The sequence below is a fragment of the Agromyces cucurbitae genome (genome assembly GCF_058349945.1).
This window is the reverse complement of record NZ_JBYRES010000004.1, coordinates 72886-93778: the sequence shown is the minus strand read 5'-3', so window position 1 is coordinate 93778 and position 20893 is coordinate 72886. Positions and strand designations below refer to the sequence as shown.

19 protein-coding genes are annotated in these 20893 nt (G+C 72.4%); 13 read left to right on the top strand and 6 right to left on the bottom strand.

Annotation, left to right across the window (positions count from 1 at the left end):
- Positions 1-62: 62 nt before the first annotated feature.
- Positions 63-2318, top strand: coding sequence for a cell wall-binding repeat-containing protein (locus AC3RJ6_RS15020; RefSeq protein WP_491427897.1), 2256 nt, complete (start codon positions 63-65; stop codon positions 2316-2318).
- A 288-nt stretch (positions 2319-2606) separates the two neighbouring features.
- A complete protein-coding gene (locus tag AC3RJ6_RS15015) occupies positions 2607-4889 on the top strand; it encodes a polyribonucleotide nucleotidyltransferase (protein WP_491427896.1) in 2283 nt (760 codons plus the stop codon).
- Positions 4890-4967: 78 nt separating this feature from the next.
- On the opposite strand, the gene AC3RJ6_RS15010 is transcribed toward AC3RJ6_RS15015, so the two are convergent.
- The 3 genes from AC3RJ6_RS15010 to AC3RJ6_RS15000 all read right to left on the bottom strand — a co-directional run bounded on the left by AC3RJ6_RS15010 (position 4968) and on the right by AC3RJ6_RS15000 (position 6378).
- Positions 4968-5189 carry a hypothetical protein gene (locus tag AC3RJ6_RS15010; protein ID WP_491427895.1) on the bottom strand — a complete coding sequence of 74 codons (222 nt, stop codon included), beginning with the start codon at positions 5187-5189 and terminating at the stop codon, positions 4968-4970.
- Positions 5186-5842, bottom strand: coding sequence for an ArsR/SmtB family transcription factor (locus tag AC3RJ6_RS15005; protein ID WP_491427894.1), 657 nt, complete (start codon positions 5840-5842; stop codon positions 5186-5188). The genes AC3RJ6_RS15010 and AC3RJ6_RS15005 overlap by 4 nt, the downstream gene beginning before the upstream one ends.
- A gap of 77 nt (positions 5843-5919) precedes the next feature.
- Positions 5920-6378 (bottom strand): Lrp/AsnC family transcriptional regulator, encoded by a 459-nt coding sequence (locus AC3RJ6_RS15000; RefSeq protein ID WP_491427893.1) that lies wholly within the window; start codon positions 6376-6378, stop codon positions 5920-5922.
- 165 nt (positions 6379-6543) lie between these two features.
- Between AC3RJ6_RS15000 and pdhA the strand changes: the two genes are divergently transcribed.
- The 4 genes from pdhA (at position 6544) to AC3RJ6_RS14980 (ending at position 10538) form a co-directional block, all read left to right on the top strand.
- Positions 6544-7674, top strand: a complete 1131-nt coding sequence (pdhA, locus tag AC3RJ6_RS14995) for a pyruvate dehydrogenase (acetyl-transferring) E1 component subunit alpha (protein WP_491427892.1) — start codon at positions 6544-6546, stop codon at positions 7672-7674.
- Entirely contained in the window at positions 7671-8681 is a 1011-nt protein-coding gene (locus AC3RJ6_RS14990) for an alpha-ketoacid dehydrogenase subunit beta (protein ID WP_491427891.1), read from the top strand. Before pdhA ends, AC3RJ6_RS14990 begins: the two co-directional genes overlap by 4 nt.
- Before the next feature lie 5 nt (positions 8682-8686).
- A complete protein-coding gene (locus AC3RJ6_RS14985; protein WP_491428336.1) occupies positions 8687-10078 on the top strand; it encodes a dihydrolipoamide acetyltransferase family protein in 1392 nt (463 codons plus the stop codon).
- Between the two features lie 145 nt (positions 10079-10223).
- Positions 10224-10538, top strand: coding sequence for a 4a-hydroxytetrahydrobiopterin dehydratase (locus AC3RJ6_RS14980; protein ID WP_491427889.1), 315 nt, complete (start codon positions 10224-10226; stop codon positions 10536-10538).
- A gap of 38 nt (positions 10539-10576) precedes the next feature.
- Here AC3RJ6_RS14980 and AC3RJ6_RS14975 read toward each other — a convergent pair whose 3' ends face one another.
- Positions 10577-11059 carry a GNAT family N-acetyltransferase gene (locus tag AC3RJ6_RS14975; protein ID WP_491427888.1) on the bottom strand — a complete coding sequence of 161 codons (483 nt, stop codon included), beginning with the start codon at positions 11057-11059 and terminating at the stop codon, positions 10577-10579.
- On the bottom strand, positions 11038-11673 hold the full coding sequence (locus tag AC3RJ6_RS14970; protein ID WP_491427887.1) for a TetR/AcrR family transcriptional regulator: 636 nt from the start codon (positions 11671-11673) through the stop codon (positions 11038-11040). The genes AC3RJ6_RS14975 and AC3RJ6_RS14970 overlap by 22 nt, the downstream gene beginning before the upstream one ends.
- Positions 11674-11799: 126 nt before the next feature.
- On the opposite strand from AC3RJ6_RS14970, the gene AC3RJ6_RS14965 reads away from it, so the two are divergent.
- Entirely contained in the window at positions 11800-13407 is a 1608-nt protein-coding gene (locus tag AC3RJ6_RS14965; protein ID WP_491427886.1) for a carboxyl transferase domain-containing protein, read from the top strand.
- 6 nt (positions 13408-13413) lie between these two features.
- Here AC3RJ6_RS14965 and AC3RJ6_RS14960 read toward each other — a convergent pair whose 3' ends face one another.
- Positions 13414-14139 carry an MBL fold metallo-hydrolase gene (locus tag AC3RJ6_RS14960; RefSeq protein ID WP_491427885.1) on the bottom strand — a complete coding sequence of 242 codons (726 nt, stop codon included), beginning with the start codon at positions 14137-14139 and terminating at the stop codon, positions 13414-13416.
- Positions 14140-14254: 115 nt separating this feature from the next.
- On the opposite strand from AC3RJ6_RS14960, the gene AC3RJ6_RS14955 reads away from it, so the two are divergent.
- From AC3RJ6_RS14955 to AC3RJ6_RS14930, 6 genes are all read left to right on the top strand, one after another.
- Positions 14255-14824: a TetR/AcrR family transcriptional regulator gene (locus AC3RJ6_RS14955; RefSeq protein ID WP_491427884.1), complete on the top strand. Its 570-nt coding sequence runs from the start codon at positions 14255-14257 to the stop codon at positions 14822-14824.
- Positions 14825-14886: 62 nt separating this feature from the next.
- The gene (locus AC3RJ6_RS14950) at positions 14887-16929 is read left to right on the top strand and encodes an acetyl/propionyl/methylcrotonyl-CoA carboxylase subunit alpha (protein ID WP_491427883.1); all 2043 of its coding nucleotides are present in this window, start codon (positions 14887-14889) and stop codon (positions 16927-16929) included.
- A 14-nt stretch (positions 16930-16943) separates the two neighbouring features.
- Positions 16944-18125: an acyl-CoA dehydrogenase family protein gene (locus tag AC3RJ6_RS14945; RefSeq protein ID WP_491427882.1), complete on the top strand. Its 1182-nt coding sequence runs from the start codon at positions 16944-16946 to the stop codon at positions 18123-18125.
- 54 nt (positions 18126-18179) lie between these two features.
- The gene (locus AC3RJ6_RS14940) at positions 18180-18767 is read left to right on the top strand and encodes a MaoC family dehydratase (RefSeq protein WP_491427881.1); all 588 of its coding nucleotides are present in this window, start codon (positions 18180-18182) and stop codon (positions 18765-18767) included.
- The gene (locus AC3RJ6_RS14935) at positions 18767-19585 is read left to right on the top strand and encodes an HpcH/HpaI aldolase/citrate lyase family protein (protein WP_491427880.1); all 819 of its coding nucleotides are present in this window, start codon (positions 18767-18769) and stop codon (positions 19583-19585) included. Before AC3RJ6_RS14940 ends, AC3RJ6_RS14935 begins: the two co-directional genes overlap by 1 nt.
- A gap of 168 nt (positions 19586-19753) precedes the next feature.
- Positions 19754-20842: an aldo/keto reductase gene (locus AC3RJ6_RS14930; protein WP_491427879.1), complete on the top strand. Its 1089-nt coding sequence runs from the start codon at positions 19754-19756 to the stop codon at positions 20840-20842.
- The last annotated feature ends 51 nt before the right edge of the window (positions 20843-20893 follow it).

Sequence of the window (20893 nt, the reverse complement as noted above, 5' to 3'; positions counted from 1 at the left end):
TCCAGCCAGTACGCTGCAGCACAGCCCGGACTGTCTGCGCCGGTTGCTCCGATGGAGGCGCTGTGCCGGGATCCCGTCGGCGGCGGGCACTGCTCGCCGCGACCGCCGTCTCGATGATCGTCGCCCTCGTGCCCGCCGCGCCGAGCTGGGCCGCACCCGCCGTGACCGCCGTCGGAGCGGTGTCCGGGCCCGGCGGCGCTGCGCTCGCGGCAGCGGCGACGGTCGAGGTGCTCGCCATGGATGCCTCGGGCCGAACCCTCGCGACGACGACGGCCGCGCCGGGAACCGGCGCGTATCGGCTGACCGGCATCCCGGTCGGCGACGCGTACCTGCGGTTCCGGTACTCGGGGCCCGGCGGCCTCGTGAGCGAGTGGTGGGGCGACGCGTACTCGCAGGCCGACGCGGAGGTCGTGCGCTTCGCCGAGGGCGTCGAACCCAGGTTCGACGTCGAACTGGCCGCCGGCGGTCGGATCACCGGGCTGCTCGTCGACGACGACGGCCCCGCCGCCGGCGCGAAGGTGCACGTCACTCGTCCGTCGAATGATGTGGAATCGCGCTTCCAGACCATCGCGACCACCACGACCGACGGGCGCTACGAGACGGCGATCGCGCTGCCGCCCGGAAAGTACCGGGTCGAGGTGATGGGCGCGCCGAGGTGGAACTACTTCGGCTTCGACGAGACCGTCGTCGAGAGTGGCGGAACGGTCGTTCGCGACGGCCACCTCGTGCGATCGAACGCGATCGAGGGCACCGTTCGCGTGGACGACGGTCGCACGCTCCTCCCGTCGAAGAACCCGGTTTCGATCACGCGCGTGAGTGGCGACGGGGTCGACGGCTGGGGTGATGTGGTCGTGCCGGATGCCTCCGGGAACTACTCGTTCGTCGGCCTCACAGCGGGGCGCTACCGAATCGGGTTCCCCGCATCGGCTGCGGTTCCGACCGTGCCGGAGTACTGGAAGGACAGTCCGACGCGCGGTGGCGCGGCGCTCATCGAGATCGCCGACCAGACGGGAGTGGTCGGCGGGATCGACGCCGACCTCGAGCTCGACACGATCCTGCGGGGCCGCGTCGTGTACCGAACATCGGCCGCTCAGCCGCTGCCGCTGCAGGGCGCGCAGATCGATCTCGTCAAGTGGGATCCTCGGACATCGCGGTACGTGCACGTGGATCTCGACCCGGTGGTGAGGCCCGATGGCAGCTTCCAGGTCGCACGGCTCGAGCCCGGCCGGTATCGCTTGCGGATCGGGTGGAGCTACGTCACCAGCGACGTCGGAACCGAGTTCTGGCGCGACTCCGCCACCCTCGCGGGGGCGACCGAGCTGACGCTCTCACCCGGGGTGACGAACTTGGGCGACATCGTGCTGGGCCCGCTGCGGTTCAGTACGAGCCGGCTCGCGGGTCTCGACCGGTTCGGCACGGCGGTGAAGATCTCGCAGGCGGCGATTCCGACCGGTCGGGCGCCGGTCGTGTACGTCGCGAACGCCTTCGGCTTCGCGGATGCGTTGGCCGCGAGTTCGGCAGCGAGCGCGGCCGGGGGCGTCGTGCTGCCGGTGGCGAAGGACTCGATCCCGACGGTCGTCCGCAACGAACTCGTCCGGCTGGATCCGAAGCGGATCGTCATCGCGGGCGGAACGGGCGTCGTCGGCGAGTCGGTCGCGCGAGCGCTGCGCGGCTACGTCGACGACCCGTCGCACGTGAGCAGGGCGGGCGGTGCCGACCGCTACGAGACCGCGCGCAAGCTCATCGCGTCGGCGTTCGGGTCGACGGGCAGCCGTACCGCCTTCATCGCATCCGGGCGCAACTTCCCCGACGCGCTCACGGCGACCCCGGCCGCCGCCGAGCTCGGTGCCCCGGTCATCCTCCTCGACGGGCTCGGCGGGGGTGTCGATGCCGGCACCCGCCGCTTGCTGTCAACGCTCGGCGTGAGGGACGTCCGCGTCGTCGGCGGGCCGGGCGCGGTGAACGGCAAGGTCGCGGCGGCCCTCGCGAACGTCATGGGCGGCGCAGGCGCGGTCACCCGGTACGGCGGTATGGACCGCTACGAGGTCTCCGCGGCGGTGAATCGCGCAGTGTTCTGGAACAGCGACGACCTCCTCGTCGCGAGCGGGACCGGCTTCGCCGACGCCATCGCGGGCGGTGCGCTCGCCGCGATCTCCGACGCGCCGCTGTACCTCTCACCGCGGGACTGCCTCCCGATCGACATCGACTACGCGCGCGACCTCGGGTCGCGGAAGTTCGTCCTGCTCGGCGGGTCCGGCGTGCTCGGCGCCGGGGTCGAGCGACTCGAGCGGTGCTCGGGCGGTTCGCTGCCCCGTTGAGCTCGCCGGCCACGGCGCGCGTCGACCACGCGCCATCCGCAGTTCACGGCCCGAAAACCGGCGCTCTGCTAGCATGGCAGGCGGTGACCCGTGCACTTCGCACGGGTGGCCGTCTGGAGCAGGCCGGCAGGAAGCTGGTCCCCTGTGGTGGATCACCGAGCACGCATCGGTGGACTTCTACTGGTGGCCAGCGTGAACGCAAGCTCTTGCGATTCGTAATGCCTGTTCCTGCTCCTTCGTACGAGTCGCGCCCACACGGGGTGCGACGTTAAACAAAGGAGAGGCCTCTTGGAAGGTCCTGAAATCACGTTCGCCGAGACCGTCATCGACAACGGCCGTTTCGGCACGCGTACCATCCGCTTCGAGACCGGCCGCCTCGCCCAGCAGGCGCAGGGCTCGGCGGTCGCCTACATCGACGAAGAGACCATGCTGCTCTCGGCGACCTCCGTCTCGAAGCAGCCGAAGGAGCACTTCGACTTCTTCCCGCTGACGATCGACGTCGAAGAGCGCATGTACGCCGCGGGCCGCATCCCGGGCTCGTTCTTCCGTCGCGAGGGCCGCCCCTCGACCGAGGCGATCCTCACCTGCCGCCTCATCGACCGCCCCCTGCGCCCCTCGTTCGTCGAGGGCCTCCGCAACGAGGTGCAGGTCGTCGTCACGGTGCTCGCGATCGAGCCCGACGAGCTCTACGACGTGCTCGCCATCAACGCCGCCTCGCTCTCGACCCAGCTCTCGGGCCTGCCCTTCTCGGGCCCCGTCGCGGGCGTGCGCGTCGCGCTCATCGACGGCCAGTGGGTCGCGTTCCCGAAGCACTCGCAGCTCGACGAGGCCGTGTTCAGCATGGTCGTCGCCGGCCGTGTCGTGACCGAGGCCGACGGCTCGCAGGACGTCGCGATCATGATGATCGAGGCCGAGGCGACCGACAACGCGTGGAACCTCATCCAGGGCGGCGCCGTCAAGCCGAACGAAGAGGTCATCGCGCAGGGCATCGAGTCGTCGAAGCCCTTCATCAAGCAGCTCGTCGAGGCGCAGCTCCAGGTCGCGAAGACGGCGGCGAAGCCGGTCGCCGACTACCCGACGTTCCCGCCCTACCAGCCCGAGGTCAAGGAGGCCGTCGCGGCCTTCGCCGGCGCCGAGCTCAAGGACGTCTACCAGATCGCCGGCAAGGTCGAGCGCCAGGACGCCGACGACGCGCTCAAGGCGCGCACCAAGGAGCACATCGCGGCCAAGGTCGAGGCGGGCGAGCTGCCCGAGTCGGCCATCGCCGAGGTGTCGGCCGCGTACAAGTCGGTCACGAAGAAGGTCATGCGCACGCGCGTCCTCGAAGAGGGCGTCCGCATCGACGGCCGCGGGCTCGCCGACATCCGGCCGCTCGACGCCGAGGTCCAGGTCGTGCCCCGCGTGCACGGCTCGGCGATCTTCCAGCGCGGCGAGACCCAGATCCTGGGCGTCACCACGCTGAACATGCTCAAGATGGAGCAGCAGATCGACTCGCTCTCGCCGGTGACGAAGAAGCGCTACATGCACAACTACAACTTCCCGCCGTACTCGACGGGTGAGACGGGTCGTGTGGGTTCGCCGAAGCGTCGCGAGATCGGCCACGGCGCCCTCGCCGAGCGCGCCCTCGTGCCGGTGCTGCCCTCGCGCGACGAGTTCCCCTACGCGATCCGCCAGGTCTCGGAGGCGCTCGGCTCGAACGGCTCGACCTCGATGGGCTCGGTCTGCGCGTCGACCCTGTCGCTCCTCAACGCCGGTGTGCCGCTGAAGGCCCCCGTCGCGGGCATCGCGATGGGCCTCATCTCCGACACCGTCGACGGTGAGACCCGCTACGCGGCGCTCACCGACATCCTCGGCGCGGAAGACGCGCTCGGCGACATGGACTTCAAGGTCGCCGGCACCAGCGAGTTCGTCACCGCGATCCAGCTCGACACGAAGCTCGACGGCATCCCCGCCTCGGTGCTCGCCGGCGCGCTGACGCAGGCGAAGGACGCCCGCACGACGATCCTCGCCGTGCTCAACGCCGCGATCGACGCGCCCGACGAGATGGCGCCGACCGCGCCCCGCGTCATCAGCGTGCAGATCCCCGTCGACAAGATCGGCGAGCTGATCGGCCCGAAGGGCAAGACGATCAACGCGATCCAGGACGAGACCGGCGCCGAGATCTCCATCGAGGAGGACGGCACCGTCTACATCGGCGCGACCGACGGCCCCTCGGCCGAGGCCGCCCGCGCCCAGGTCAACGCGATCGCCAACCCGACCAACCCCGAGGTCGGCGAGCAGTTCCTCGGCACGGTCGTGAAGATCGCCGCCTTCGGCGCGTTCGTCTCGCTGCTGCCCGGCAAGGACGGCCTCCTCCACATCTCGGAGGTGCGCAAGCTCGCCGGCGGCAAGCGCGTCGAGAACGTCGAAGACGTTCTGGGCGTCGGCCAGAAGATCCTCGTCGAGATCACGAAGATCGACGACCGCGGCAAGCTCTCGCTCGCTCCGGTGCTGCAGGAGGATGCGGACTCCGAGGGTCGCGGTGCGACCGGCGAGCACGCCGAGGCTCCCGCCGAGGGCGCCGACGCGTAATCGCGTTCGGCACGCATGCGGATGCCCCGCCCGATCCGATCGGGCGGGGCATCCGTCGTTCCACCGCGAGTCCCCGGTTCAGAGCAGCCTGGTCGTCGCCCGGCCCGTGAGCGCGTCGCGCTCGGCGAGCGCCTGCCGGGCGGCGGCGCGGGCCTCGAGCCGGTCGAGCTGGCGCTCGCGGTCGTTGCGCCGGCTCGCGAGGCGGAGGCCCCAACCCGCGAGGCCGAGGCCGCCGCGAACGGCGAGCGCGGCGAGGGGGCCGGCGCCGGGGGCGAGGGGCGAGAGGGTGGCGTTCGTCATGATCGCTCCTTCTTCGTGTCGTCGGTGACCTCCCCGCGCACGAGCGGGAAGGCGTTGAGGTGGATCTGCACCGGGCGCGAGCCCGGCGACGGGGTGAACTTGTAGAGGTCGCCGTACTTCAGGAAGACGGCGTCGATCTCGGCGACGAGCGCCGCCAACTGCTCGGGCGTGAGCCGCAGGTTGATCGTGTCGGCGGTCGCGACGTCGAGCCACTCGGACCCGAACACCTGGTCGCCGTCGGCGACGAAGTGGCGGTAGTTCTGCTCGCGGGCGTGCATCCACTCGTCCTCCACGAGCTTCGCGGCGAGGCGCTCGGCGCTGCCGGCCGGCAGCGATCGGGCGTCGGGGATGGCGACCGAACCGGGCACCCGCTCCCACCAGCGCTCACGACCCTTTCCGCGCGTGGTGTTCTCGCGGATGAGGCCTGCGCCCTCGAGCTGGCGGAGGTGATAGCTCATCGAGCCGCTCGACTCGCCGAGCCGTTCGGCGAGGCCGCTCGAGGTGAGCGGGCCGAACGCCGACAGCTCGTCGTAGATGCGCACGCGCAGCGGATGGGCGAGCGATTTCAGCGCGGTCGTCGACAGCACGTGGTCGATGCCGGGGTGGCGGGTGCTGCTCGGCTGGTCTTCGAAGTTCTCAGGCGTCTCGGTCATGTTGCAAAGATATCGCTGCAAAAGCATCTTTGCAAGGGTTTCTTTGCAACCAATGCTTTGCACGGCTGCCGAGGGCCTCAGCGGCCGAGCAGCGGGCCCAGTCGGTAGGGGATGAGCTCGCCCATCGCGAGGGAGGTCTCGGTGCGCTCGACGCCGTCGACGGCCAGAATCTCGCCGTCGATGCGGAACAGGTCGTGCGCGTCGCGGCACACGACCCGCACGAGCAGGTCGATCGAGCCCGAGAGTCCGTGCGCCTGGATCACCTCGGGGATCTCCGCGATGCGGTCGACCACCTCGCCGAGCAGTTTCTGCCGCACGTGCACTGCGATGAACGCCTCGAGCGGATAGCCGAGGGGGGTGGGATCCATGCTCCGCTCGAACGAGAGGAAGGCGCCGGATGCCTCGAGCCGGGCCATCCTCGCCTGCACGGTGTTGCGCGAGAGGCCGAGGCGGTCGGCCAGGGCGACCACGGTCGCTCGCGGGTCGGGAGCGAGGGCCGCGAGCAGGGCTCGGTCGACGGCATCATAACCGGTCATAACGCCAGACGATAGCACTGCTTCACCGTCGCCGGCTTGGCAACATGCTCAACCGTCCCGTGCATGCTTGAGCGGTGTGATCGATCGACGTATGCTCACGGTATCCGGCAGAGCGGCCGGTGCGGGCTGCCCACGAAGCGGGCCCGCCGAAAGCGAGGATCGACGATGACCCCATCCGACCGAGACGCCACGGGGCTCTTGACGCGCCCCGATCCGTTCGTCCAGCTGATCACCCCGACGGGCGAGCGCGTGCGCGACGATGCCTACGACCCGTGGGTGCGCGACATCGACCTCGACGTGCTCGCGAAGCTCTATCGCGACATGGTCGTGGTGCGCCGGCTCGACACCGAGGCGACCGCGCTGCAGCGGCAGGGCGAGCTGGGCCTGTGGCCGCCGCTCGCGGGCCAGGAGGCCGCGCAGATCGGCTCGGCGCGCGCGCTGCGCGACGACGACTTCGTGTTCTCGAGCTACCGCGAGCACGCCGTCGCCTGGGTGCGCGACGTGCAGCCGGCCGAGCTCCTGAGCGTCTGGCGCGGCACCGCGGCGAGCGGGTGGAACCCCTACGAGCACAACATGGCCGTGCCGCAGATCATCATCGGCGCGCAGGCGCTGCACGCCACGGGCTACGCCATGGGCGCCCGTTGGGAGGGCACCGACACCGCCGCGATCGCCTACTTCGGCGACGGTGCGACGAGCGAGGGCGACGTCAACGAGGCGCTCGTGTTCGCCGCGAGCTTCGACGCCCCCGTCGTGTTCTTCTGCCAGAACAACCAGTGGGCGATCTCCGAGCCCGTGGGCCTGCAGTCGAAGCAGCCGATCGCCCGCCGCGCCGACGGCTTCGGCATGCCCGGCATCCGCGTCGACGGCAACGACGTGCTCGCGGTGCTCGCGGCGACCCGCATCGCGCTCGACCGTGCGCGCCGCGGCGAGGGCCCGACCTTCATCGAGGCCGTGACCTACCGGCTCGGTCCGCACACGACCGCCGACGACCCGACCCGGTACCGCACCGAGCCCGAGGTCGCCGAGTGGCGCGAGCGCGACCCGATCGCGCGCGTGCTGTCGTACCTCGAGGCGTCGGGCGTCGACATCGAGGGCCTGCAGCGCGAGACGCAGGCCGAGGCCGACCGCGTCGCCGCCGACCTGCGTGCGGCGATCACGACGCTCGCCGACCCCGAGCCGATGACGGTGTTCGACCACGTCTACGCCGAGCCGAACAGCCACCTCGACCGCCAGCGCGACCACTACGCGCGCTACCTCGCCATGTTCGACGACGCTGCGGAGGGGAGCGCGCGATGACCCAGCTGACCCTTGCGAAGGCCCTCAACGCCGGACTCCGCCGCGCCCTCGCCGACGACGAGAAGGTCGTGCTGATGGGCGAGGACATCGGCACGCTCGGCGGCGTGTTCCGCGTCACCGACGGGCTGAAGGCCGAGTTCGGCGCGCACCGCGTCGTCGACTCGCCGCTCTCGGAGGCCGGCATCGTCGGCACCGCCGTGGGCCTCGCGTACCGCGGGTTCCGCCCCGTCGTCGAGATCCAGTTCGACGGGTTCATCTACCCGGGCTTCGACCAGATCGTCGCCCAGGTCGCGAAGCTCCACTACCGCTCGCGCGGCACGGTGAAACTGCCGATCACGATCCGCGTGCCCTTCGGCGGCGGCATCGGGGCGGCCGAGCACCACTCCGAGTCGCCCGAGGCGTACTTCGCGCACACGGCCGGCCTCCGCGTCGTCGCGTGCTCGAACCCCGCCGATGCGCACCTCATGATCCGGCAGGCGATCGCGAGCGACGACCCCGTGCTCTTCTTCGAGCCGAAGCGCCGCTACCACGTGAAGGGCGAGGTCGACCTCGAGGCGAGCCTCGCGGACGCGCCGCCCATGGGCGTCGCCTCGACGCTCACCCGGGGCGACGACGTCACCCTCGTCACCTACGGCGCGCTCGTGCAGACCGCCCGGGACGCGGCGACCGCGGCCGCCGAAGACGGCATCTCGATCGAGGTCATCGACCTGCGCTCGCTCGCGCCGGTCGACTACGCCCCCGTCGAGGCGTCGGTTCGCCGCACCGGCCGGCTCGTGATCGCCCACGAGGCCGGCCAGCAGGGCGGCATGGGCGCCGAGATCGCGGCGTCGATCACCGAGCGCTGCTTCGACTTCCTCGAGGCCGCGCCCGTTCGGGTCACGGGCCACGACATCCCGTATCCGCCGGCGAAGCTCGAGAGGCACCACCTGCCCGACCTCGACCGCATCCTCGACGGCGTCGACCGGGTGCTCGGCCGGCCGAACTCGCTGAGCGGAGTGGAGGCATGACGACGATGATCCGCGACTTCCCCCTGCCCGACCTCGGTGAGGGTCTCACCGAGAGCGAGATCGTCGCCTGGCGCGTCGCCGTCGGCGACCGGGTCGAGCTCAACCAGATCGTCGCCGACGTCGAGACCGCGAAGGCCGTCGTCGAACTGCCGACCCCGTACGCGGGCGTCATCACGGCGCTGCACGCCGCCGAGGGCGAGACGGTGAACGTGGGTGCGCCGCTCTTCTCGTGCGACACGGGGGAGCCGGTCGAGGGCGGCGCCCCAGTCGTCGGCGGGGATGCGGCGGCGGAGGCCGCCCCGGCAGGCGACGCCCCCGAGCCGACGCTCGTGGGCTACGGCGCCCGAGACGAGGGCGGACCGAAGCGTCGCGCGCGGCGAGCGCCCGGCGCCGCTGCACCGGCGCCGGTCGGGGAGCCGCCCGCGGCGGCCCGACCGGTCGCGATGGCGGCTTCCGCCGTGGCGGGTGCGCAGCCGGGGCAGCGCGGCGAGCGGCCACGCTCGACGCCGCCCGTGCGCAAGCTCGCGCGCGACCTCGGCATCGACCTCGAGCAGCTCGCCGGCACCGGCCCGCGAGGGCTCATCACGCGCGAGGACGTCGAGCTCGCGGCATCCTCGATCGGTGCACCGACGGACGCGGCGCCACTGGCCGCCGCTCCGGCCGACGGCACCGCGGCGCCAGTGACCGCCGACCGGGCCGCCGAGACGCGCATCCCGATCCGCGGCGTGCGCAAGCACACGGCGGCGGCGATGGTGCGCAGCGCGTTCACGGCGCCGCACGTGACCGAGTTCCTCACGGTCGACGTGACCGAGACGATGGATCTCGTGCGGAGCCTCAAGGACGACCGCGCGCTCGCCGCGCACCGGGTCACCCCGCTGGCCGTCGTCGCGAAGGCGCTCTGCATCGCGGCGCGCCGCACGCCCGACGTCAACGCCCGCTGGGACGACGAGGCGCAGGAGATCGTGCAGTTCGGCAGTGTCAACCTCGGTATCGCGGCCGCGACCGAGCGCGGGCTCGTCGTGCCGAACATCAAGGGCGCCGACGGCATGACGCTGCTGGCGCTCGCCGACGCCATCACGGCGCTCGCCGAGACCGCTCGCGCGGGGCGCACGAGCCCGGCCGACCTCGCGGGCGGCACGATCTCGATCACGAACATCGGCGTGTTCGGCATCGACGCGGGCACGCCCATCCTCAACCCCGGCGAGGCGGCGATCCTCGCGATGGGCGCGGTGCGACGCCAGCCGTGGGAGCACCGCGGCGAGATCGCGCTGCGAGAGGTGATGACGCTCAGCCTGTCGTTCGACCACCGGCTCGTCGACGGCGAGCAGGGTTCGCGGTTCCTCGCCGACATCGGGGCGATCCTCCGCGAGCCGGGGCGTGCGCTGACGATGATGTGACGGCGGGGCCGAACCCAGGAGACCGCCGGCGAACCGCCGTTCGCGCCGTGCGAGGCGCGGCGTGGCCGGCGGTCTCCTGAGTTCGGCACCCCGGGCCGCGCCCGCGCCCCTATCGGCGCGCCCGCGCCCGGAGGATGATGGCGGTATGAACGACCCACGGCGCATCCTCACCCCGGCCGAGACCGCCGACGACCTCGGGGGCACGGCGTTCGTGCACACCGGCGAGCATCTCGACGGCGCGTATCGCACCGACGACTTCGCGAGCGCGGTCGAGCTGCTCGACGAGGTCGCCGCGGTCGCCGACGACCTGAATCACCACCCCGACGTGCAGCTCGGCTGGGGGCGCATCGCGTTCGAGCTGAGCTCGCACGACGTCGGCGGCGTGACGTCGCGCGACGTCGAGCTCGCGCGGCGCATCGATGCGCTCGCCGACGGGCTCGGTGCGCGACCCGGCAACTGACGGGTCGAACCGGCCGTGCGGCCGGCCCGGCGGCCGGATCAGCCGAGCAGGTAGACGCGCTCTTCGATCTCGGTGCCGCGCGCGTTCGCGTACCCGGTCTCGGTGCCCACCTGCTCGAAGCCGAGCTTCTCGAGCACCGCGATGGAGCCGGCGTTGTCGGCGGCGACGCGGGCGCGCACCGGGCGGTCGCCGAGCGTGCCGAGGAAGAGGCGCATCGCGCGCGTGGCGATGCCCCGCCCCCAGTAGGCGCGGTCGATCCAGTAGGTGACCTCGGCGGTGCCCTCGTCGAACCAGCGGGCGACGCTGCCCACGATGTCGCCGTCGGCGCGCACGGTACGGGCGTCGACCCCGGGGTCGTCGAAGAGGCGGCGCCAATGGGCGTCGAACATGGCCCGATCGCCCGGGTCGGGCGGTGTGAACGCGGCCATCTCGACCGCGACGGGGTCTTGCTCGATCAGGAACAGTGCATCGAGATCGCCGACGCGGGTCGCGCGCAGCGTCACGACATGAGGCTCGCCCATGCCATCTCCTCCAGGATGCCGCGGACGGTGCCCTCGGCAGGTCGGCGCCCGGGGATGCGGGCGCTGTGCGGAGTGGAGTTCAGGAGTCCGAAGGCGGCGTGTGCCCGGACCCTGAGCTCCGCCTCGGCCCGATCGGGCCGGAGTCGGGAGAGTACGTCGACCCAGAGCTCGACGTACCGGCGTTGGAGGAGGCGAACCTCGTGGCGGGCGCCGAGGTCGAGCTGCTCGAGCTCGCGGTCCTGCACGAGGATGACGTCGGCGTCGCCCAGCGCGAAGTCGACGTGGTGCGCGATGAGCGCGTGCAGCGCCTCGTCGGGGTCGGATGCCTCGTCGAGCACCCGTTCGGCCCCGTCGAGCAGTGCCCGGCTCGCGCCCTCGAGGATGGCCGCGAGCACGGCGGCCTTGCCGGGGAAGTGCCGGTACACGGCGGGGCCGGAGACGCCGACCGCCGTGCCCAGGTCTTCGATCGTGACGCCCGCGTAGCCCCGCTCGGCGAAGAGGGTCGCCGCGGCGGCCAGGATGGCGGCGCGCCGGTCGGCCTTCTGCCGGCCGCGCTCGGTCAGGGTGACCGGCTCGTTCGGTGCATCGGGCACGGGGGCGGGGCTGCTTGCCATCTCGGTTAACGCTCGCTAACATCGGGAATCGAGTTAGTGCACACTAACCGAAATCACGTGCCGTCCACAAGGGGGCGCGCCGTCGACGACGACAGGGCGACGACGGACCGAGTGAGACGGGGCGACATGGTCACGCTGCACACGCACATCGACGTCGAGGGCGAAGCCGGCCGCGCGAACGCCGCCGCGCACGCCGAGCTCGTGGGCGAGCTGCGCGAACGACTCGCCGCCGCCGCGCTGGGCGGCCCCGAGGCATCCCGCGAACGCCACGTGGCGCGCGGCAAGCTGCTGCCCCGCGACCGGGTCGACCGGCTGCTCGACGAGGGCAGCCCGTTCCTCGAGGTCGCGCCGCTCGCGGCCGACGGCCTCTACGACGGCGACTCGCCGGGTGCCGGCATCATCACGGGCATCGGCCTCGTGCACGGCCGCCCGGTGATGGTCGTCTGCAACGACGCCACCGTCAAGGGCGGCACCTATTACCCGATGACGGTCAAGAAGCACCTGCGCGCGCAGGAGATCGCGAAGGAGCAGCGCCTGCCGTGCGTCTACCTCGTCGACTCGGGCGGCGCATTCCTGCCCCTGCAGGACGAGGTGTTCCCCGACCGCGAGCACTTCGGCCGCATCTTCTACAACCAGGCGCAGCTCTCGTCCATGCGCATCCCGCAGCTCGCGGCCGTGCTCGGCTCGTGCACGGCCGGCGGCGCGTACGTGCCGGCCATGAGCGACGAGACGGTGATCGTGCGCAATCAGGGCACGATCTTCCTCGGCGGCCCACCGCTCGTGAAGGCGGCGATCGGCGAGGTCGTGACGCCCGAGGAGCTCGGCGGGGGAGACCTGCACTCGCGCATCTCGGGGGTCACCGACCACCTCGCCGAGGACGACGAGCACGCGCTCGAGCTCGTGCGCGACATGGTCGCGACGCTGCCCGAGCCGTCGGCGCGCGCGTGGGCCGTGCGCGACCCGCGGCCCCCGGCCGTCGACCCCGCCGGCCTCACCGCCGCGGTGCCGGTCGACGTGCAGCAGCCGTACGACGTGCGCGAGGTCATCGCCCGGCTCGTCGACGGCAGCGAGTTCAGCGAGTTCAAGCCCGAGTACGGCGACACGCTCGTGACGGGATTCGCCCACCTCGACGGGCACCCGGTCGGCATCGTCGCCAACAACGGCGTGCTGTTCAGCGAATCGGCCATGAAGGGCGCGCACTTCATCGAGCTGTGCGACCAGCGCGGCATCCCGCTCGTGTTCCTGCAGAACATCTCGGGCTTCATGGTCGGCCGCGACGCCGAGTCGGGCGGCATCGCGAAGCACGGCGCGAAGATGGTGACCGCGGTCGCGACGACGCGCGTGCCGAAGTTCACGGTCGTGATCGGCGGCTCGTTCGGCGCCGGCAACTACTCGATGTGCGGCCGCGCGTACTCGCCCCGGTTCCTCTGGATGTGGCCGAACGCGCGCATCTCGGTCATGGGCGGCGAGCAGGCCGCCTCGGTGCTCGCGACGGTCAAGCGCGACCAGCTCGCGGTGCGGGGCGAGACCTGGCCGGATGATGCGGAGGAGGCGTTCCGCGCGCCGATCCGCGCCCAGTACGAAGACCAGGGCAGCCCGTACCACTCGACCGCGCGGCTCTGGGACGACGGCATCATCGCGCCCGAGGACACGCGCACGGTGCTCGCCCTCGCGCTCGAGCTCGCGAGCCGCACCCCGCTGCCCGAGCCGGCGTTCGGGCTGTTCCGCATGTAGCGCCCCTCAGCGACCGGATGCCTCGGCGGCGTGCTCGATCGCGGAGACGATGGCCGGGACCCCCTCGTGCCAGGGGGTGCCGTGGCCGGGGAGCACCCAGCTCGCCTCGATGCCGTCGAGCCGGTGCAGTGACGCGAGCGCCTCGGCGGGATCGTCGGTGAACGGGGCCGGCTGCGGGCCGTTCTCGCCGGTCAGCACGTGGCGCGTGGTGAGGGCGTCGCCGACGAACACCGCGTCGACGGCGGGAACGTGGATCGCGACACTGCCCGCGGAGTGGCCCGGCAGGCCGATGATCCGCGGCGAGCCCGGCAGGTCGAGCACGTCGCCGTCGCGCATCGGCACGACCTCGGTGAGGTGCTCGGTCTTCAAGCCGCCCTTGCGGGCCGCGTACCAGAGGAACCCGGCGGTCGCCGCGAGCTTCATGCGGCCCCATTCGGGCTTCGTCGACTCCTCGCCGCGGGCACGTGCCGCGTCGGCCTCGTGCACGTGGACCGGGACGCCGTGGTCGCGGCGCAGGCGCTCGGCGAACCCGATGTGGTCGGTGTCGCCGTGGGTCAGCACGACGCCGCGGACGTCGTCGACGGTGCGGCCCATCGCCGTGAGCTCGGCGACGAGCTCGGCCCACTGCCCGGAGAGCCCGGCATCGATGACCGTCACACCCTCGGGGGCGTCGACGAGGTAGACGGCGACGATGTCGTTGCCGATGCGGTGGAGGGACGGTGCGAGCTGCATGGTCGGCGATCCTCTGGGTCATGGGGCTGGGTGATGATGGCTATGCTACATAGCCATCATGGCTATGCGCAATAGCCTAAGCTCGAGTCCGACACCCGCACGAAGGGAGCCAGAGATGCCCGCACCCGATCGCACGTCGCTCGAGGAGATCATCGCCGCCGGCCGTTCCGTCATCGAGTCCGCCGGTCTCGACGGCCTGACGATGCAGGCGGTCGCCGAGCGCGTCGGCGTACGCGCGCCGTCGCTCTACAAGCGCGTGCGCAACCGCGGCGCCCTGGTCGGGCTCGTCGGCGAGGCGACCGTGCGCGACCTCGCCGCGCGACTCGAGGCGGCCGTCGCGTCGGCCGGGGACGCGCGCCTCGGCCTCGTGGAGCTCGCCCGCGGGCTGCGCGCGTTCGCGCACGAGCGGCCCGTGGCGTTCGGGCTGGTGTTCTCACCCGGCGGCGGGGGAGTGTCGCAGGCGGTGCTCGCCGAGGCGAGCGCGCCCGTGCTGCGCGTCGCGCGAGCACTCGTGGGCGAGGGCGACGCGCTCGCGGCCGCGCGCACCGTGACCGCCTGGGCGAACGGGTTCGTCACGATGGAGCTCGCCGGCGCCTTCCGCCTCGGCGGCGACGTCGATGCGGCCTTCGAGTACGGCGTCGAGCGTCTCGCCGAGGCGCTTGCCATTTCAGTTAGCGACCACTAACATCGAATCCAGTTAGTGCGCGCTAACTGGACGGCGCGCTGCACTGTTGCAGAGAGGCGCGAATGGTCACGTTCGAGGGCTGGACCGGTGACACCGGGTCCCGACTTCCCGCCGCCTCCGACCCCCGTCCGTTCGAGCGCGTGCTCGTGGCCAACCGCGGCGAGATCGCGGTGCGGGTGATCCGCACGCTGCGGCGGCTCGGCATCCACTCGATCGCCGTGTACTCCGACGCCGACGCCGACGCGCCGCACGTCCGGCTCGCCGACGACGCCGTGCGCATCGGACCGGCGGCGGCCGCCGAGAGCTACCTCGACCCCGCTCGCCTCGTGTCGGCCGCGCTCGCGACGGGCGCCCAGGCGGTGCACCCGGGCTACGGATTCCTCTCGGAGGACGCCGGGTTCGCCGCCGCCTGCGCCGAGGCGGGCATCGTCTTCGTCGGCCCGGGCGCCTCGGCCCTCGAGATCATGGGCGACAAGATCCGGGCGAAACTGCACGTCGCGGCCTCGGGCGTGCCGACCGTGCCCGGGGTCGCCGACCCCGAGCTCGACGATGCCGCGCTCCTGGCGGCGGCGGCATCCGTCGGCTACCCGCTGCTCGTGAAGCCGAGCGCCGGCGGCGGCGGCAAGGGCATGCAGATCGCGCGCGACGCCGGGGAACTCGCGGCGGCCCTGCCCGCGGCCCGACGCATCGCGCGAGCCGCGTTCGGCGACGACACGCTCCTGCTCGAGCGACTCATCGAGCGTCCCCGCCACATCGAGGTGCAGGTCCTCGCCGACGACCACGGCGACGTCATCCACCTCGGTGAGCGCGAGTGCTCGCTGCAGCGCCGTCACCAGAAGGTCATCGAGGAGGCGCCGTCGCCCCTGCTCGACGAGGCGACGCGGGCGCGAATCGGCGCGGCCGCGTGCGACGCCGCCCGCAGCGTCGACTACCGCGGCGCCGGCACCGTCGAGTTCCTCGTGTCCGACGTCTCGCCCGACGAGTTCTTCTTCATCGAGATGAACACCCGACTCCAGGTCGAGCACCCGGTCACCGAACTCGTCACGGGCATCGACCTCGTCGAGCAGCAGCTGCGCATCGCCGCGGGCCAGCCGCTCGGCGTCACCCAGGCCGAGGTGCGGCTGACCGGTCACGCCGTCGAGGCGCGCGTCTACGCCGAGAGCCCCGAGCGCGGATTCCTGCCGTCGACGGGCGACCTGCTCGAGTGGCGCGCGCCGGCCGGCGCCGGGGTGCGCGTCGACGCCGGCATCCGGTCGGGTCAGGTGATCACGGCCGACTACGACCCCATGCTCGCGAAGGTCATCGCGTCCGGCGCCGACCGGGCCGAGGCGCTCGAGCGGCTCGACGCCGCCCTCGCCGACACGGTCGTGCTCGGCGTCGACACCAACGTCGGGTTCCTCCGCCGGCTGATCGCCGAACCCGCCGTGCAGCGCGGCGACCTCGACACGGGCCTCATCGACCGCATGCCCGAGCCCGAATCCGACGGCGTGCCCGCCGACGTGCTCGCCGCCGCCCAGGCGGTGCGCGCCGCCGCGGCCGTCGACGCCGCGCGCGTGGCCGGCGGTCGCACGTGGCAGCTCGCCCGCGACTGGCGGCCCGGCCGAGCGCATGCCGAGGCGGGCGCCGCCGCGCCCGGCGTCGCCTCGGTCACCGCCGTCGCGACCGCCGACGACGGCGCGATCTGGCTGCACACGCCGCTCGGCACCTGGCGAGTGCCCGCGATCGACCGTCGTGCCGCGCTCGACGAGCGGCTCGCGCTGATCGAGCGCGGCGGTCTCACCGACCCCGAGCTCCGCGCGCCCATGCCGGGCACCGTGACCGCGGTGCTCGTCGCCGACGGCGACCGTGTCGAGCCCGGCGACGCCGTCGTCGCCATCGAGGCGATGAAGATGGAGCACCGGGTGACGGCCACGGTCGGCGGCCTCGTGCGCCTGTCGGTCGCCATGGGCGAGCAGGTGTCGCGAGACCAGGCGGTCGCGCGCGTGCATGTCGACGCCGAGGCATCCGACGATCCCGACGGCGAGGCCGACCGTCAGCCGGTCGCCGCAGCCGCCACCGCCACCACCGAACCGACGGGCGCACCCCACGAGGGTGCCCGCCCGTGAGCACCCCACCAGGAATGAGGAGCACGACCGTGAGCACCGAGCTGACCAGCGAAGAACAGCAGCTGTACGACATGGTCTGCGAGTTCGCCGACACCGTCGTCGCCCCGCAGTCGTACGAGGCCGACCGCACCCACACGCTCTCGATGGACGTCGTCGCGCAGATGGGCGAGCTCGGGCTCTTCGGCCTGCCCTTCCCCGAGGAGGTCGGCGGCCAAGGCGGCGACTACCTCGCGCTGTGCCTCGCGATCGAGGCCCTCGCACGGGTCGACCAGTCGATCGCGATCACCCTCGAGGCCGCGGTCGGCCTCGGCGCGATGCCGATCTTCCGCCACGGCACCGACGAGCAGAAGGCCGAGCTGCTGCCCGACCTCGTGGCCGGGCGAGCGCTCGCCGGCTTCGGCCTGACCGAGCCCGAGGCCGGGTCCGATGCCGGCGCCACCCGCACGACCGCCGTGCTCGACGGCGACGAGTGGGTCATCAACGGCTCGAAGCAGTTCATCACCAACTCGGGCACGCCGATCACGAGCTTCGTCACCATCACGGCGGTGACCGGCGAGCGAACCCGCCCCGACGGCTCGGTCTCGAAGGAGCTCTCGACGATCATCGTGCCGAACGGCACACCCGGCTTCACGGTCGCCCCCGGCTACGACAAGGTGGGCTGGCGCGCGAGCGACACGCACGCGCTCATGTTCGACGACGTGCGCGTGCCCGCAGCGAACCTGCTCGGCGAGCGCGGCCGCGGCTTCGCGAACTTCCTGCAGACGCTCGACGAGGGCCGCATCGCGATCGCCGCGCTCGCGACCGGCGCGGCGCAGGGCTGCCTCGACGAGGCGATCGCCTACGCGAAGACCCGCAACGTCTTCGGCGTGCCGATCGCGTCGCACCAGTACATCGCGTTCACGATCGCGCAGATGCAGGCGCGCGCGCACACGGCGCGTCTCGCCTGGCACGACGCCGCGCGCCGCGCCGACGCCGGGGTCCCGTTCAAGAAGGAGGCCGCGATCGCGAAGCTCGTCGCGAGCGACGCCGCGATGGCGAACTCGCGCGACGCGACGCAGATCTTCGGCGGCATGGGCTTCATGAACGAGACGCTCGTCGCGCGGCACTACCGCGACTCGAAGATCCTCGAGATCGGCGAGGGCACGAACGAGGTGCAGCTCATGGTCATCGCGCGCGAGCTGGGTCTCGCGGGGTAGCGTTCGAATCGAGAGGGATGCCGCGGGCCGACCCGCGGCGGAAGGGAGCGGGCGATGCCCGGCGAGTCGACCGAGTTGCCCGAGGTGCGCCGCGAGGTGCTGCAGCGCGGGCTCTGGTTCGAGGAGTTCGAGCCGGGCACCCGCTACCTGCACCGGCCGGGTCGCACCGTGACCGAGGCCGACAACGTGCTGTTCACGACGCTCACGATGAACACCCAGTCGTTGCACCTCGATGCCGCGTGGGCCGAAGGGCAGCCGTTCGGCGAGCGGCTCGTGAACTCGATGTTCACGCTCGCGACGATCGTCGGGGCCTCGGTCGCGCAGCTCACGCAGGGCACGATCGTCGCGAACCTCGGATTCACCGAGGTCGCCTTCCCGGCGCCGATGTACCACGGCGATACGCTCTACAGCGAGACGCTCGTCGTGGCGACGCGCGAGTCGGCCTCGCGGCCGGGCCAGGGCATCGTGACGCTGCACCACGTCGGGCGCAACCAGCACGGGGTGGAGGTCGCGCGCGCGACCCGCTCGGTGCTCATGTGGATGCGCGAGGCGGGCGAGCGGCAGGCGGCCGAGGCCCGTGATGCGGGCGGTCCCGCGGTCGCCGGTGACCGTTTGCGTCGCGTCGCCGACGAGGAGGAATGATGACCGAGCGCCCCGTCTTCCGATTCGGCCCCGCGATCCTCTTCTGCCCGGCCGACCGGCCGGAGCGCTACGCGAAGGCGCTCGACCGCGCCGACGCCGTGATCCTCGACCTGGAGGACGCCGTCTCGCCCGATGCGAAGCCCGACGCACGGGCGGCCCTGGTCGAGACCCCGCTCGACCCCGAGCGGGTGATCGTGCGCGTCAACCCGGCCGGCACCGAGGCGTTCGCGGCCGACCTCGCCGCGCTCGCCGAGACCGGCTACCGCACGGTGATGCTCGCCAAGTGCGAGGGCACCGCCGACCTCGTCGACCTCGCCGAGCTCGAGGTCCTCGCGCTCTGCGAGACGGCGCGCGGGGTCATGGCCGCCGCCGAGATCGCGGCCATCCCGAACGTGTCGGCGCTCATGTGGGGGGCCGAAGACCTCGTCGCCTCGCTCGGCGGCTCCTCGAGCCGGGCCCCCGACGGCGGCTATCGAGCGGTGGCGCGGCACGCCAGGTCCCAGGTGCTGCTCGCCGCCGGCGCGCACGGCGTCGCCGCGATCGACGCCGTGCACCTCGACATCGCCGACCTCGACGGGCTGCGCCTCGAGGCCGAGGACGCGGCGGCGGTCGGGTTCGCGGCGACCGCGTGCATCCACCCTTCGCAGGCCGAGGTCGTGCGGTCGGCGTACCGGCCCGACGCGGAGCGGCTCGAGTGGGCGCGCGCGGTGCTGGCAGCGGCCGAGGGGGAGCACGGGGTGTTCTCGTTCCGGGGGACGATGGTCGACGCACCCGTGCTCGCGCAGGCCGAGGCCCTGCTGCGACGCGTCCGCGACTGACGCGGCGTCGGCATTCGCTGAGCGACCCTCACTCTCCCGCGAACGGGGGACAACGGGGGCCTCCCAGCAAACGATTCGATAACGGTTCACCCGATCTCCATCGAATCGGCGCCGAATACGCGCTCGATCTGCCTATTCTCGGAGCCAATCCTGGGGAGGAGGAGACGAGTGGCTCGACACGTCTACCGCGGTGACGCGGCGAGCGCTGCGGGGGCGGCGGTCGCCGAGTTCGACGACGCGCCCGCGGCGGCCGGCGAATTCGGGCGCACCGAGCCCGCGACGGGCCGGCTGCGCGTCGAGACGGTCGCGTCCAACCCGCTCTCCGGCCCGATCACGGTACCCGCGCGGGTCGCGATCGGCGACACCGGCATCACGGCGCAGCCCTTCGCGCTCGGGGCGTCGACCTTCGGGTGGACCCTCGGCGCCGACCAGGCCTTCGCCGTGCTCGACCGGTTCGCGGGCATCGGCGGTTCGCTCATCGACACGGCGGACAGCTACGCCGCGGGCCGCAGCGAATCGATCGTCGGCATGTGGCTCGAGTCCCGTCGCACCCGCGGACGGGTCGCGGTCATGACGAAGATCGGCCGACACCCCGACCACCCGGGCCTCTCGCCGAAGCAGATCAACGCCTCGGTGGAGGCGTCGCTCGCCCGACTCGGCGTCGAGCGCCTCGACCTCGTGCACTTCCACGGCGAAGATCCCGACGTGCCGCTCGAGGAGAGCCTCGGCGCGATCGACGCGCTCATCGCGGCCGGCAAGGTCGGCGCGATCGGTGCCAGCGACTTCGGCACCGACCGGCTCATCGAGGCCCGCGTGCTCGCAGCCAACGGACTGCCGCGGTTCCACACGTTCACCACCCGGTACAACCTCATGGAGCGACGCCCCTTCGAGGGCGCACCCGAACTCGTCGCGCACGCCCAGGGACTCGCGGTGCTGCCGTACTTCGCGCTCGCGAACGGATTCCTCGGCGGGCAGGTGCGCCGTCGCGCCGATGTGCGGCATGATGCGCGCGGTGCACGCCAGGCGAAGCACCTCGGGCGCCGCGGTCACCGCGTGCTCGCCGCCGTCGACGAGGTCGCCTTCGCGCACGGCGTGCAGCCCGCGACGATCGCGCTCGCGTGGCTGCTGGCGAAGCCGACGGTCGCCGCTCCCGTCGCGAGCGCGACGCGACCCGAGCAGGTCGATGCGCTCCTCGCCGCCACGGCGGTGGAGCTCACGCGCTCCGAACTCGTCGAACTCGACCGCGCGTCGGCGTGAGGGCGGCGGCTTCGCCGCCGACCTGCTTTCCGCGCCCGGGTGGCATAGGCT

Bases quoted from the DNA above. Each gene is read 5' to 3' on its own strand.
- AC3RJ6_RS14980 (WP_491427889.1), top strand. From the start codon at position 10,224: ATGAACGACCCACGGCGCATCCTCACCCCGGCCGAGACCGCCGACGAC.
- AC3RJ6_RS14990 (WP_491427891.1), top strand. From the start codon at position 7,671: ATGACCCAGCTGACCCTTGCGAAGGCCCTCAACGCCGGACTCCGCCGC.
- AC3RJ6_RS14955 (WP_491427884.1), top strand. From the start codon at position 14,255: ATGCCCGCACCCGATCGCACGTCGCTCGAGGAGATCATCGCCGCCGGC.
- AC3RJ6_RS14945 (WP_491427882.1), top strand. From the start codon at position 16,944: ATGAGGAGCACGACCGTGAGCACCGAGCTGACCAGCGAAGAACAGCAG.
- AC3RJ6_RS14975 (WP_491427888.1), bottom strand. From the start codon at position 11,059: ATGGGCGAGCCTCATGTCGTGACGCTGCGCGCGACCCGCGTCGGCGAT.
- AC3RJ6_RS15005 (WP_491427894.1), bottom strand. From the start codon at position 5,842: ATGACCGAGACGCCTGAGAACTTCGAAGACCAGCCGAGCAGCACCCGC.
- AC3RJ6_RS14935 (WP_491427880.1), top strand. From the start codon at position 18,767: ATGACCGAGCGCCCCGTCTTCCGATTCGGCCCCGCGATCCTCTTCTGC.
- AC3RJ6_RS14950 (WP_491427883.1), top strand. From the start codon at position 14,887: ATGGTCACGTTCGAGGGCTGGACCGGTGACACCGGGTCCCGACTTCCC.
- AC3RJ6_RS14985 (WP_491428336.1), top strand. From the start codon at position 8,687: ATGATCCGCGACTTCCCCCTGCCCGACCTCGGTGAGGGTCTCACCGAG.
- AC3RJ6_RS14965 (WP_491427886.1), top strand. From the start codon at position 11,800: ATGGTCACGCTGCACACGCACATCGACGTCGAGGGCGAAGCCGGCCGC.
- AC3RJ6_RS14960 (WP_491427885.1), bottom strand. From the start codon at position 14,139: ATGCAGCTCGCACCGTCCCTCCACCGCATCGGCAACGACATCGTCGCC.
- AC3RJ6_RS14970 (WP_491427887.1), bottom strand. From the start codon at position 11,673: ATGGCAAGCAGCCCCGCCCCCGTGCCCGATGCACCGAACGAGCCGGTC.
- AC3RJ6_RS14940 (WP_491427881.1), top strand. From the start codon at position 18,180: ATGCCCGGCGAGTCGACCGAGTTGCCCGAGGTGCGCCGCGAGGTGCTG.
- pdhA (WP_491427892.1), top strand. From the start codon at position 6,544: ATGACCCCATCCGACCGAGACGCCACGGGGCTCTTGACGCGCCCCGAT.
- AC3RJ6_RS15000 (WP_491427893.1), bottom strand. From the start codon at position 6,378: ATGACCGGTTATGATGCCGTCGACCGAGCCCTGCTCGCGGCCCTCGCT.
- AC3RJ6_RS15010 (WP_491427895.1), bottom strand. From the start codon at position 5,189: ATGACGAACGCCACCCTCTCGCCCCTCGCCCCCGGCGCCGGCCCCCTC.